The sequence below is a fragment of the Pseudomonas sp. Nvir genome (assembly GCF_963778085.1).
Classification (GTDB): Bacteria; Pseudomonadota; Gammaproteobacteria; order Pseudomonadales; family Pseudomonadaceae; genus Aquipseudomonas; species Aquipseudomonas juntendi.
The window spans coordinates 716,853-729,338 of the sequence record NZ_OY970405.1; the positions used below are offsets into that span (position 1 = coordinate 716,853).

Consider the following 12,486-nt stretch of genomic DNA (forward strand, 5'->3'; position numbering starts at 1 on the left):
GCGTGCCCTCGACAGCGCGCGGCGCGGCTGCCTGTACGAGTGTGAGTGACTAACGCCGCGGCTTCAGGCCAGGGCGCAACCGGTGTGGTCGGGCTCGACGAACGAGCGGCCCGAGCTGATGACTTCGGCCAGGTCGTCTTCGTCGCGCATCTGCCCTTGGGGCTTGCCGCGCAGCAGGTAGTAATCCTTGAGCACCTGGTGGTCGCTCGGGCGGATCAGCTCGTCGCCGGTCGGCCCCTGGAAACGCATGCCCTGCAGTGCTGCAGAGACGGCGGCACCGTCCAGGCTGCCGGCCTTGACGATGGCTTCGAGCATGACCTTGGTGCCGATGTAGTCGGCGGCCAGCGGGTAGTTGGGGTTGATGCCGTAGGCCTTGCGGGTGGCGGCAACCAGTTGCTGGTTCAGCGGCGTATCCACCTGGTGCCAGTACTGCGCGCCCAGGTACACGCCTTCGAGCACGTCGCTGCCCAGCTCCTGGAACTGGTCGAGGCCGGCTGACCACACCATCAGCACTTTCATACGGTCCTTGATGCCGAAGTTGACCGCCTGGCGCAGCGCGTTGGAGGCCTGGCTGCCGAAGTTGAGCAGCACCAGCACGTCGGGTTTGGCCGCGATGGCATTGGTGAGGTAGCCCGAGAATTCCTGCTCTTGCAGCGAGTGATAGCTGTTGCCGATATGTTCCACGCCCTGCTCGGCGAAGACTTTGCGGGCGTTGTCCAGCAGCGCGTCGCCGAACACGTATTGCGGGGTGATGGTGTACCAGCGCTTGGCCTGCGGAAGTTGGCGAATCATCGGCACCAGGGTTTCGCGGATGGCGCCGTAGGTCGGCACCGACCAGCGGAAGGTCGAGGCGTTGCAGTCCTTGCCGGTGATTTCGTCGGCGCCCACCGGGGTCATGAACACGCCACCGGCCTTGTGTATTTCCTTGGAAACCGCCAGCGCCGAAGACGACAGGGTGCAGCCCTGGAAGAAGCGGGCGCCATCCTGGCCAATGGCTTCCTGTACCTTGCGCACGGCCTTACCGGCGTTGCCTTCGGTGTCGATGACTTTGTACTTGAGCGGGCGCCCCAGCAACTGCGGGTATTCGGCGATGGCCAGGCGCGAGCCCATGTCGGCGTACTTGCCGTAGCTGGCGAAGGCACCCGACATGGACTTGAGCCCATAGAAGGTCAACGGTTGATCGGCGAATGCCCGGTGTGCTCCCAAGGGGAGGCTACCGAAGGCACCCAGGGCAAGGCCTGCCTTGAGCAGGGTACGTCTTTGCATGGGTAACTCCTTGGTTGTGGTTATTAGGCAGGAGTGGCAATGACAAAGCGGGTACGGCCGGGCCTGTGAGCAGGCCTCTTTCCAGGCGGATCAGTGGTGGTGGTTGAACTCCAGCAGGAAGTGGCGGGCGACCTCGCCCTCCAGTGCGGTCATGTGGTGTTCGGCGTCGCACATGTGCTCGTGCATCAGCCGGCGTACGCTGGGCTCGTCACTGGCGCGCAGGGCGCTCAGCAGTTGTTTGTGGTAGTCGATGTTGGCTGCGGCGAACTGCTGACGCTTGGGCATGTAGGCTTTTTTCAGCACCACCAGGTCGCGCAGCAAGTCGTTGAGGAACACTGCCATAAAGCGCAGCAACGGGTTGGGGCAGCGGTGGGCCAGCAGGGTGTGGAACTCCAGCTCCGCCAGGCGCTGTTCGCGCTGGCCCTCTTCGCTGTCTTCCGGCGCACTGCAGAAGTCGATGTTGGCCTCAAGCGCGGCATAGTCCGCTTCGCTCAGCTGGCCCATTACCGACACTGCCAACTCGACCTCGATGACTTTGCGCAACTGGTACACCTGCTCGCCGTCCAGGTGCTGAAAGTGCAGGTAGTTGCGCAGCGCTCGGCTGGCGGGCTCGGTGCCGACCTCGGCCAGGTAGGCACCACCGGCAGGGCCGGTGCGGGTGCTGACCAGGCCTTCGACCTCAAGAGCCTTGAGTGCCTCGCGGGCAGTGCCCTTGGAGCACTCGAAGTGTTCCATCAGTTCACGCTCGGTGGGCAGGCGGTCGCCGGGGTGCAGCGCTTCGGTGACGATCGAGCGCTTGACCGATTCGACGATCACATCCGACAGCTTTTGGCGCTTGCGTTTGGGTTTGAGCATTTCGCTATTTTTCATATTTATGCGGATAAATAGGATTTAGCGAATTTTGCCGGGGTGGGTCAATGCTGGGGGAGGGGGAGGGGTCGTATTTGGTGTGAAAGGGTCGGGGAGGGATATGTGAAGAGGTGTATGGACTGCAGACCCTGTGGGTGCGGGTAAACCTGCTCCCACAGGGCTCTTTGTTCAGCCTTGGCGGCCAGGACCTTGCTGCAGGTGGGCCTGGCTGCAATACCACTCGTTGCCCTGCTGCAGCGCCCGATCATTGGGCAGGTGCACGCCGCAATGGGCGCAGCGCACCATCGTCAGTGGCGCATCGAGCTTGGCGTCGGGGCGCGACTGCTGGCTGATTTTGAATTTGCGCCACAGCCAGAACGCGGCGGCGATCAGGGCGATCCAGAAAAGTAGGCGAACCATGGTGTCCAGCTTGTTGATGGAAGAAGCCGACAGTCTAGGATGCAGCCAATAAAAAAGGGAGGCCCAAGGCCTCCCTTTCATTTACCGCGGTCGGTCAATCGAACAGACCAAAGGTCATGTAGCTGAACCAAGAGCGGTCTTTCTCGGCCTCTTTCGGGCCCTCGGGCACGATCGGGTCGCCGTTTTCATCCTTGGGCAGCAGCTCTTGCGGCATCTCGTCGCGCGCGTCCTGGAACTGCTTGACCACGTCCTGATTGGCGCGGGTTTCACCCGGCGGCAGCGGCGTGTCGGTCTCGATCAGGCCCAGGGTGGCCTTGGACAGCCAGCCGCGGCCGTCAGACTCGGTCTGCTTGGGCTGGAACTCGCCATCGACCAGGCTTGGGTGGTCTGGGTAGTTGAGCTTGAGGGTTTCCAGGCTGGTGGCGGCCAGTTCGTCCAGGTGCATCTTCTGGTACGACTCGACCATTACGGCCAGGCCGTCACCAACCGAAGGCGTTTCCTGGAAGTTCTCGACCACGTAGCGGCCACGGTTGGCGGCAGCCACGTAAGCCTGGCGGCTCAGGTAGTAGTCGGCCACGTGGATTTCGTACGACGCCAGCAGGTTGCGCAGGTAGATCATGCGCTGCTTGGCATCGGGCGCGTAGCGGCTGTTGGGGAAGCGGCTGGTCAGCTGGGCGAACTCGTTGTACGAGTCGCGGGCAGCACCCGGGTCACGCTTGGTCATGTCCAGCGGCAGGAAGCGCGCCAGCAGGCCACGGTCCTGGTCGAACGAGGTCAGGCCCTTGAGGTAGTAGGCGTAGTCCACGTTCGGGTGCTGCGGGTGCAGGCGAATGAAGCGCTCGGCAGCCGACTTGGCAGCCTCGGGCTCGGCGTTCTTGTAGTTGGCGTAGATCAGTTCGAGCTGCGCCTGGTCGGCATAACGGCCGAACGGGTAGCGCGACTCCAGGGCCTTGAGCTTGTTCACGGCGCTGGTGTAGCTGGAGTTGTCCAGATCAGCCTGGGCCTGCTGGTACAGCTCGGCCTCGCTGAGGTTCTCGTCGATGACTTCCTTATTCGAGGAACAGGCCGCGGTGAGCCCAAGGATGGCGATCAGCAGCAGGTGTTTCACTTGCATGGCGGCTTGCGTCCCTTTGACGGCCGCTGTTTTGGGCGGTGCCGTCCTGTTATGATGAGCGCCCCGGCCAACCCCGGGACAAAAGAAGCCGTATTTAACCACAAGCTCGCAGCCGAAACCAAAGGCTGTGCGCCCGCCGAATCGAGCATGTCCGAGATCATTCAACTTAGCGCAGAGGTCCCGTCCGAATTGGGCGGCCAACGCCTCGACCAGGTCGCCGCCCAATTGTTCGCCGAGTACTCGCGTTCGCGGCTAACTTCGTGGATCAAAGAGGGCCGCCTGACGGTCGATGGTGCCGTCGTGCGCCCTCGCGACCTCGTTCACGGTGGCTCCCAGCTTGCCCTGCAGGCCGAACAGGAAGCCCAGGGTGAGTGGGTAGCAGAAGATATCGAACTGGATATCGTCTACGAAGACGACCACATCATGGTCATCAACAAGCCCGCCGGGCTGGTCGTGCACCCGGCTGCCGGGCACGCCAGCGGCACCCTGCTCAATGCGCTGCTGCACCACGTGCCAGACATCGTCAACGTGCCGCGTGCCGGTATCGTTCACCGCCTGGACAAGGACACCACCGGGCTGATGGTGGTGGCCAAGACCCTGCAGGCGCAGACCAAGCTGGTCGAGCAGATGCAGGCGCGCAAGGTCAGCCGCATTTATGAGTGCATCGTCATCGGCGTGGTCACCGCCGGTGGCAAGATCGACGCCCCGATCGGTCGCCACGGCGGCATGCGCCAGCGCATGGCGGTCACCGACGGCGGCAAGCCAGCCGTCAGCCACTACCGGGTGCTCAAGCGCTTCCGCTCGCACACCCATGTACGGGTCAAGCTGGAAACCGGCCGCACCCACCAGATCCGCGTGCACATGGCCCATGTGGGCTTTCCGCTGGTCGGCGACCAGACCTACGGTGGCCGCTTCCGCATTCCGCCGGCTGCCAGCCCAACCATGGTCGAGGCAGTGAAAAGCTTCCCGCGCCAGGCGCTGCACGCGCGGTTCCTTGCCCTGGCCCACCCGATCACCGGTGAAGTCATGAAGTGGGAGTCGCCACTGCCCGACGACTTCGTCTGGTTGCTGTCGCTGCTCAACCAGGACCGTGAGAGCTTCATCGGATGAGTGACCTGGCGCGGACGCTGCTGTTTCCCGACTGGCCAGCCCCGGCCTCGGTACGCGCCTGTGTCACCACCCGTCAGGGCGGTGTGAGCCTGCCGCCCTACGCCACGTTCAACCTGGGTGACCATGTGGGGGATGACCCTGCCGCGGTTGCCGAAAACCGTCGCCGCCTGCGCGAGCAGTTCGCCATCCAGCCAGCCTGGCTCAAGCAGGTGCATGGGCTGGAGGTGGCGGATGCCAACCCGGCCGTGGTCGCCGAGGCCGATGCCAGCTGCACCAGCCAGCCCGGCATTGCCTGCACCGTGATGACGGCCGACTGCCTGCCTGTACTGTTCTGTGACCGTGCGGGCACCCGCGTGGCGGCGGCGCATGCGGGCTGGCGCGGGCTGGCGGGTGGCGTGCTGGAAGCCACCCTCGACCGCCTGGCGCTGGCGCCCCAGGAGGTGCTGGTGTGGCTGGGGCCGGCGATCGGGCCCAAGGCCTTCGAAGTGGGGCTGGAAGTGCGCGATGCCTTTACTGCCGTGCACCCTGAAGCCGCCCGGGCTTTTGTCGAGGGCGAGCGGCCAGGCAAGCTGATGGCAGACATCTACGAATTGGCGCGCATTCGCCTGGCGGCCCGTGGGGTATCGGCTGTTTATGGCGGTGGCTGGTGCACGGTCAGTGACGAGCGGTTTTTCTCCTACCGCCGTACGCCGCAGGGTGGCCGCTTCGCTTCGCTGGTGTGGTTGCAGCCGCTCTAGCCTTGATGGGCACCGCCTGCCCCAAGCGCTAATCCAACCCGTTGATCCCGGTCAACCCCGCTACGCTTGAATCTTCCAGAATCAGCCTTATCTATAAAGGCATCTCAGGCAGGTTTCTTTATAAACAGGCGCTGTCCATCGCTCCGACCTGCCCTTTAAAGGAAGGTACACCATGCGAATAGACCGTTTGACCAGCAAGCTGCAACTTGCAATATCCGATGCCCAATCCCTGGCCGTAGGCATGGACCACCCTGCCATCGAGCCCGTGCACCTCTTGCAGGCATTGCTCGAACAGCAGGGCGGCTCGATCAAGCCACTGCTGATGCAAGTGGGCTTCGATATCAATAGCCTGCGCCAGGCACTGGTGAAAGAACTCGACCAGCTGCCGAAAATCCAGAACCCCACCGGCGACGTCAACATGTCGCAGGACCTGGCGCGCCTGCTCAACCAGGCCGACCGCCTGGCCCAGCAAAAGGGCGACCAGTTCATTTCCAGCGAGCTGGTGTTGCTGGCCGCCATGGACGAGAACAGCAAGCTGGGCAAGTTGCTGCTCAGCCAGGGTGTCAGCAAAAAGGCCCTGGAAAATGCCATCAACAACCTGCGCGGTGGCGCGGCGGTGAATGACGCCAACGCCGAAGAGTCACGCCAGGCGCTGGACAAGTACACCGTCGACCTCACCAAGCGTGCCGAAGAAGGCAAGCTGGACCCGGTCATTGGCCGCGACGACGAAATCCGCCGTACGGTGCAGGTGCTGCAACGCCGTACCAAGAACAACCCGGTGCTGATCGGCGAACCCGGCGTGGGCAAGACCGCCATCGCCGAGGGCCTGGCCCAGCGCATCATCAATGGCGAAGTGCCCGACGGCCTGAAAGGCAAACGCCTGCTGGCGCTGGACATGGGCGCGCTGATTGCGGGTGCCAAGTACCGCGGTGAGTTCGAGGAGCGCCTGAAAGGGCTGCTGAACGAGCTGTCCAAGCAGGAAGGCCAGATCATTCTGTTCATCGACGAACTGCACACCATGGTTGGCGCCGGCAAGGGCGAGGGTGCCATGGACGCAGGCAACATGCTCAAGCCGGCCCTGGCCCGTGGCGAACTGCACTGCGTGGGCGCCACTACGCTGAACGAGTACCGCCAGTTCATCGAGAAAGACGCCGCCCTGGAGCGCCGCTTCCAGAAAGTGCTGGTAGAGGAACCGAGCGAAGAAGACACCATCGCCATCCTGCGTGGCCTGAAAGAACGCTATGAAGTGCACCACAAGGTGGCCATCACCGACGGTGCCATTATCGCTGCGGCCAAACTCAGCCACCGCTACATCACCGACCGTCAGTTGCCGGACAAGGCCATTGACCTGATCGACGAAGCGGCCAGCCGCATCCGCATGGAGATCGACTCCAAGCCGGAAGTGCTCGACCGCCTCGATCGCCGCCTGATCCAGTTGAAGGTGGAATCGCAGGCGCTGAAGAAGGAAGAAGACGAGGCAGCGAAAAAGCGCCTGGAGAAGCTGACCGAAGAAATCGAACGGCTTGAGCGCGAGTATTCCGACCTGGAAGAAATCTGGGCTTCGGAGAAAGCCGAAGTACAGGGCTCGGCGCAAATCCAGCAAAAGATCGAGCAGGCCCGCCAGGAGCTGGAGGCTGCCCGCCGCAAGGGCGACCTGAGCCGCATGGCCGAGCTGCAGTACGGGGTAATCCCGGACCTGGAGCGCAGCCTGCAGATGGTCGACCAGCACGGCAAGACCGAGAACCAGTTGCTGCGCAACAAGGTGACTGAGGAAGAGATTGCCGAGGTGGTGTCGAAGTGGACCGGTATTCCGGTATCCAAGATGCTGGAGGGCGAGCGCGAAAAACTGCTGAAAATGGAAGCGTTGCTGCACCAGCGCGTGATCGGGCAGGGCGAAGCGGTAACCGCCGTGGCCAACGCCGTGCGCCGCTCACGTGCCGGGTTGTCCGACCCCAACCGGCCAAGTGGTTCGTTCCTGTTCCTGGGCCCTACCGGTGTGGGCAAGACCGAGCTGTGCAAGGCACTGGCCGAGTTCCTGTTCGACACTGAAGAGGCCATGGTCCGCATCGACATGTCCGAATTCATGGAGAAACACTCCGTGGCTCGCCTGATTGGTGCGCCACCCGGGTACGTAGGGTACGAAGAGGGCGGTTACCTGACCGAGGCGGTACGGCGCAAGCCCTACTCGGTGGTGCTGCTGGACGAGGTGGAGAAGGCCCACCCGGATGTGTTCAACGTGTTGCTGCAGGTGCTGGAAGATGGCCGCCTGACCGACAGCCACGGGCGCACCGTGGACTTCCGCAATACGGTGATCGTGATGACCTCCAACCTGGGCTCGGCACAGATCCAGGAGCTGGTCGGCGACCGCGAGGCACAGCGTGCGGCAGTGATGGATGCAGTAGGGGCGCACTTCCGTCCGGAGTTCATCAACCGTATCGACGAAGTGGTGGTGTTCGAGCCGCTGGGCCGCGAGCAGATCGCCGGCATTACCGAGATACAGCTGGGCCGCCTGCGCAGCCGCCTGCTGGAGCGCGAGTTGTCGCTGAGCCTGAGCCCGGAAGCGTTGGACAAGCTGATCGCCGTGGGTTACGACCCTGTCTACGGTGCCCGCCCGCTGAAACGGGCGATCCAGCGCTGGATCGAAAACCCGCTGGCGCAATTGATCCTGGCAGGCAAGTTCATGCCGGGTACCGCGATCACTGCCAAGGTGGAAGGCGACGAAATCGTCTTTGGCTGACCTGCTTCACCATGAGCCCCGCGTTTGCGGGGCTTTTTTTGCCTGGCTGTCTGCGCTGGCCTGTTAGCGGGTCATACGTTTACCTGCAGCCTTGAAGCCTGCGCACAATCCTGTAGGAGCGGGTTCACCCGCGAAGAAGCCGGCACCGCCCCAGCAAATTCGGGCTTTCCCAGCCTGTCTGGATAACCCGCTGAAATTTTTGAAATTTTTGCTTGCATCAAAAAACGAGTGCCCCTAATATACGCCGCGTTGTCAGGCACTAAGCGAATCATCAGCAGTAACGATGGTCGCAAAAAAACTTACAAATCAGTAAGTTGAATGAAAAAAAGTGGTTGACAAGCAAAACGAAGAATGTAGAATAGCCGGCCTCAGCAGCTACAACGCGAAAGCAGCGAAGCTCAAGAGTCCGAAGCGAACACAGTCTTCGGAGTAGCAAATCGGAAAGTAGTACCGAAGTTCAGTTCCGCGATAGCTCAGTCGGTAGAGCAAATGACTGTTAATCATTGGGTCCCTGGTTCGAGTCCAGGTCGCGGAGCCATCTCGGGGTGTAGCGCAGTCCGGTAGCGCGCCTGCTTTGGGAGCAGGATGTCAGGAGTTCGAATCCCCTCACCCCGACCATTTTCCGGGTCGTTAGCTCAGTTGGTAGAGCAGTTGGCTTTTAACCAATTGGTCGTAGGTTCGAATCCTACACGACCCACCATGTAAAGAAGGGCATCTCAAAGAGATGCCCTTTTTTTTGAAAGACCTCGGGGTGTAGCGCAGTCCGGTAGCGCGCCTGCTTTGGGAGCAGGATGTCAGGAGTTCGAATCCCCTCACCCCGACCATTTTTGGGTCGTTAGCTCAGTTGGTAGAGCAGTTGGCTTTTAACCAATTGGTCGTAGGTTCGAATCCTACACGACCCACCATGCAAAAAAGGGCATCTCCTACGAGATGCCCTTTTTCTTTGCCTCGGGAAAATGCACCCTTGCCTTGTTGGAGCGGGTAAAACCCGATCCAACAAGGGGCAAACCAAGGCCTTGAGCCTGTTGCAGCCTCTGGGGGGGGGCTGGCCGGCGATGAGGCCTGTACAGGCAGCCTCTATTGCATGTTTGTCAGTGCAACTTCAACCGCGGCTCGGTACCCCGGCCAATCTTGCTGCCCAACATCATCAATGCCGTACGGAAGAACCCGTACAACGCCATCTGGTGCATGCGGTACAGCGACACATAGAACATCCGCGCCAGCCAGCCTTCCAGCTTCACGCTGCCCATCAGGTTACCCATCAGGTTGCCCACCGCCGAGAAGCGCGACAGTGAAACCAGCGAGCCGTAGTCCTTGTAGGCATACGTGGGCAGCGGCTTGTTCTCCAGCCGTGCTTTAAGGCTTTGCGCCAGCATCGACGCCTGCTGGTGCGCCGCTTGCGCGCGTGGCGGTACATTGCGGTCGCTGTCTGGCTGCGGGCACGCCGCACAGTCGCCAAAGGCGAAAATGTTGTCGTCGCGGGTGGTTTGCAGGGTAGGGCGTACCACCAGCTGGTTGATGCGGTTGGTTTCCAGGCCATCGATGTCCTTGAGGAAACCGGGCGCACGGATACCGGCCGCCCACACCTTCAAACTGGCCTGGATCACCTCCCCGTCCTTGGTTTTCAGGCCGTCCTCGGTGACTTCGCTGACAGCGGCATTGGTCATTACCTTGACCCCGAGTTTTTCCAGGGTCTTGTGCACCGGTACGCTGATGCGCTCCGGTAGCGCCGGCAGAACGCGCGGGCCGGCCTCGATGATGGTGATGTGCATGTCCTTGGGCTGGATGCGGTCCAGGCCATAGGCCGCCAGCTCGTGGGCCGCGTGGTGCAGCTCGGCCGCCAGCTCCACACCGGTGGCGCCCGCACCCACAATGGCTACGCTGATTTTCTCGCTGGCCACGTCGCCGGCGTGGGCACGCAGGTAGTGGTTGAGCAGTTGCTGGTGGAAGCGCTCGGCTTGCTTGCGGGTGTCCAGGAACAGGCAGTGCTGCGCCGCGCCCAGGGTGCCGAAGTCGTTGGTATTGGAGCCCACGGCAATGACCAGGGTGTCGTAACCCAGGGTACGTGCAGGCAACAGCTCGCGGCCCTCTTCGTCCAGGGTGGCGGCCAGTTGGATCTGCTTGCCTTCACGGTCCAGGCCGCTCATGCGCCCCAGCTGGAAGTTGAAGTGGTTCCACTTGGCCTGGGCCACGTAGTTCAGTTCGTCTTCCGAGGAGTTCAGCGAGCCGGCGGCCACTTCGTGCAGCAATGGCTTCCAGATGTGCGTGAGGTTGGTGTCGACCAGGGTGACGTCGGCCTGCTTGCGCTTGCCCAGGGTTTTACCCAGGCGGGTCGCCAGTTCCAGGCCGCCGGCGCCGCCGCCGACAATCACGATGCGATGAGTCATGGGGATATCTCATAAGGTTTACGGAATGCTTGCCCTTTGGGGGCGGCCGCAAACTGCACGAGGGGAGGGCGAGCGCAAGGCAGCTCACAGCACCAGTCCACTCAGCAGGCGGCTGACAAGGCCCAACCCGATGGTCACGGCCACCACCAGCACAAGGAGCAGCCATGGCCGGAAGGGGCGGCGCTCGACTTGGTGCTGTGGGGCTCGCAGATACTCATCGACACGACGCTGATCTTCCGGGTTCAGGCGGCTGGTCATGGTAGGGCCTCGTCAGGTAGACGTAAGAGACTGCACAAACGCTACAGCGTTCGTGCAAGCGCTTGAAACAAATGATAATGCGTTCTATCCCTGGCGCCGAGTGTACGCCATCGCAAACACTCGCTGCACGGGATCAAAGACTGATGCCAACGTCGAAGACGATGCTGCGCCCCAGGTTGCTGCGCAGGAAATCTGGCGCATCGGGGTGGGCGAACAGCACGCGGGCAAAGGTTGGCCCGACCAGCGACAGCGAGCGCCAGCCCTGGCGCAGGTATTCGGTGGGCGGCGGGAAGTGGGTGTTCAGGTCCAGCACCTCGCGCTTTAGGCTGGAAAACGCAATGATGTCCAGCTCGTTCAGCTCCAGCCCGCGCTCGCGATAATTGCGCGCCTTCTTGCGCAAGGTGGGCGCCAGCCGCCCGAGCAGTTCGGTGGCACTGATGCGCCGTGGGCGGGCTTCGCGGCGCACCAGCTGCGCCAGGGAAAATGCACTGCGCCGGCGCTGCAGCTCCTCGCGCCATTCATCATTCAGGCGGCGGCCCTCGTCGAGCACGAAAAACACCTCGAAGGCGGCGTCGCGAAACAGCACGTCGGGCGGCTCTTGCCCGGCCGGGGTGAAGTCTTCGCTGCGGTAGGGAATGTTCAGCCCCTGCAACAGTCGCTGGCACACCCACCGCTCCCGCTCCCACTTGCGGGCGTTGGAGAGGAAGGCATTGGCTTGTTCGGCCTGAATGGTCAGCAGGCGCAGGTAGTCGGAGTCATCCATGCACACAAGCTTAGCCGTTAATCGATGACAGCAAGAGGCACGCATGCGGCCGCAGGCCGTCCGCTGCAGAGGGGCCGGGAAGTTTGCGTGTACACTGCCCTTATCCACAAGCCGGCAAGGGGCATTATTCAGTGATCAGCGCACAGGTGTTGTCTGGCACCACCCTGAGCCTTGGCTGGCTGGGTTACGTGCCGCTGCTGGCCTGGGCCGCCAGCCAGGTTCGCTGGGTGGAACTGCTTACCGACCGGCGCCGCCAGCACCTGCTGTTTGGCACGGTGTTCTGCCTGTTCGCGTTGTGGCTGGTAAGGCGCGATTTCGATACCGGCGTGGCGTACCACTTCATCGGCATGACGGCGGTTACCCTGTTGCTGGACTGGCCACTGGCCGTGCTGGGCGGTTTCATGGCCCAGCTGGGCCTGCTGGTGCTGGGGCGCCAGGACCTGGCGGCGTTGGGGGTCAATGGTCTGTTACTGGTGGGTTTGCCGGTGCTGATCACCGAGGTGTGCGCCCTTGTGGTGGAGCGGGCACAACCGCGGAACCTGTTCGTTTACATCTTCTGCTCAGGGTTTTTCCCTGCCGCACTCACGGTGCTGGTCTGCGTGCCGGTGGCGCTGGGGCTATTGTGGCTGGACGGGCGCTTTGCGCTGCCAGAGTGGCTTGGCGACTTTGTCGGTTACCTGTGGCTGATGATGTTCCCCGAAGCGTTCATCAACGGCATGGTGATCAGTGCGCTGGTGGTGTTTTGCCCGGACTGGCTGGAAACCTTCAACCGGACCCGGTATTTGCAGGCGCCGTGGAAGGACGATGAGCACTGAGCCCGCAGGCTATGCCGATGCATCACCGCC

General features: G+C 62.4%; 11 protein-coding genes and 5 tRNA genes. 9 read left to right on the forward strand and 7 right to left on the reverse strand.

Annotated elements, in window-relative coordinates:
- Nucleotides 1-63 precede the first annotated feature (63 nt).
- The 4 genes from AACG97_RS03595 to AACG97_RS03610 all read right to left on the reverse strand — a co-directional run bounded on the left by AACG97_RS03595 (nt 64) and on the right by AACG97_RS03610 (nt 3,649).
- A complete protein-coding gene (locus AACG97_RS03595; RefSeq protein WP_144187517.1) occupies nt 64-1,266 on the reverse strand; it encodes an ABC transporter substrate-binding protein in 1,203 nt (400 codons plus the stop codon).
- Nucleotides 1,267-1,356: 90 nt separating this feature from the next.
- Nucleotides 1,357-2,121, reverse strand: a complete 765-nt coding sequence (locus tag AACG97_RS03600) for a FadR/GntR family transcriptional regulator (protein WP_197885337.1) — start codon at nt 2,119-2,121, stop codon at nt 1,357-1,359.
- A gap of 183 nt (nt 2,122-2,304) precedes the next feature.
- Nucleotides 2,305-2,535: a PP0621 family protein gene (locus AACG97_RS03605; RefSeq protein WP_009683009.1), complete on the reverse strand. Its 231-nt coding sequence runs from the start codon at nt 2,533-2,535 to the stop codon at nt 2,305-2,307.
- Nucleotides 2,536-2,629: 94 nt separating this feature from the next.
- Nucleotides 2,630-3,649 (reverse strand): outer membrane protein assembly factor BamD, encoded by a 1,020-nt coding sequence (locus tag AACG97_RS03610; RefSeq protein ID WP_009683008.1) that lies wholly within the window; start codon nt 3,647-3,649, stop codon nt 2,630-2,632.
- 147 nt (nt 3,650-3,796) lie between these two features.
- Here AACG97_RS03610 and rluD point away from each other — a divergent pair, with 147 nt between their 5' ends.
- From rluD to AACG97_RS03650, 8 genes are all read left to right on the forward strand, one after another.
- Nucleotides 3,797-4,759: a 23S rRNA pseudouridine(1911/1915/1917) synthase RluD gene (gene rluD / locus AACG97_RS03615; protein WP_009683007.1), complete on the forward strand. Its 963-nt coding sequence runs from the start codon at nt 3,797-3,799 to the stop codon at nt 4,757-4,759.
- Entirely contained in the window at nt 4,756-5,496 is a 741-nt protein-coding gene (gene pgeF, locus AACG97_RS03620) for a peptidoglycan editing factor PgeF (protein WP_115293346.1), read from the forward strand. Before rluD ends, pgeF begins: the two co-directional genes overlap by 4 nt.
- A gap of 172 nt (nt 5,497-5,668) precedes the next feature.
- Nucleotides 5,669-8,233 (forward strand): ATP-dependent chaperone ClpB, encoded by a 2,565-nt coding sequence (clpB, locus tag AACG97_RS03625; protein WP_009683005.1) that lies wholly within the window; start codon nt 5,669-5,671, stop codon nt 8,231-8,233.
- Nucleotides 8,234-8,695: 462 nt separating this feature from the next.
- A tRNA-Asn gene (locus tag AACG97_RS03630) sits at nt 8,696-8,771 on the forward strand.
- A 3-nt stretch (nt 8,772-8,774) separates the two neighbouring features.
- Nucleotides 8,775-8,851 (forward strand) — tRNA-Pro (locus AACG97_RS03635).
- 6 nt (nt 8,852-8,857) lie between these two features.
- A tRNA-Lys gene (locus tag AACG97_RS03640) sits at nt 8,858-8,933 on the forward strand.
- 47 nt (nt 8,934-8,980) lie between these two features.
- Nucleotides 8,981-9,057: transfer RNA gene (locus tag AACG97_RS03645), tRNA-Pro, on the forward strand.
- 5 nt (nt 9,058-9,062) lie between these two features.
- Nucleotides 9,063-9,138 (forward strand) — tRNA-Lys (locus AACG97_RS03650).
- Nucleotides 9,139-9,324: 186 nt separating this feature from the next.
- Here AACG97_RS03650 and AACG97_RS03655 read toward each other — a convergent pair.
- From AACG97_RS03655 to AACG97_RS03665, 3 genes are all read right to left on the reverse strand, one after another.
- Entirely contained in the window at nt 9,325-10,620 is a 1,296-nt protein-coding gene (locus AACG97_RS03655) for an NAD(P)/FAD-dependent oxidoreductase (RefSeq protein ID WP_009683004.1), read from the reverse strand.
- Nucleotides 10,621-10,704: 84 nt separating this feature from the next.
- Entirely contained in the window at nt 10,705-10,878 is a 174-nt protein-coding gene (locus AACG97_RS03660; RefSeq protein ID WP_033744188.1) for a DUF3094 family protein, read from the reverse strand.
- A gap of 133 nt (nt 10,879-11,011) precedes the next feature.
- A complete protein-coding gene (locus AACG97_RS03665; protein ID WP_009683003.1) occupies nt 11,012-11,641 on the reverse strand; it encodes a DUF1780 domain-containing protein in 630 nt (209 codons plus the stop codon).
- Nucleotides 11,642-11,772: 131 nt separating this feature from the next.
- Here AACG97_RS03665 and AACG97_RS03670 point away from each other — a divergent pair, with 131 nt between their 5' ends.
- Nucleotides 11,773-12,456, forward strand: coding sequence for an energy-coupling factor ABC transporter permease (locus AACG97_RS03670; protein WP_009683002.1), 684 nt, complete (start codon nt 11,773-11,775; stop codon nt 12,454-12,456).
- Nucleotides 12,457-12,486: the final 30 nt, after the last annotated feature.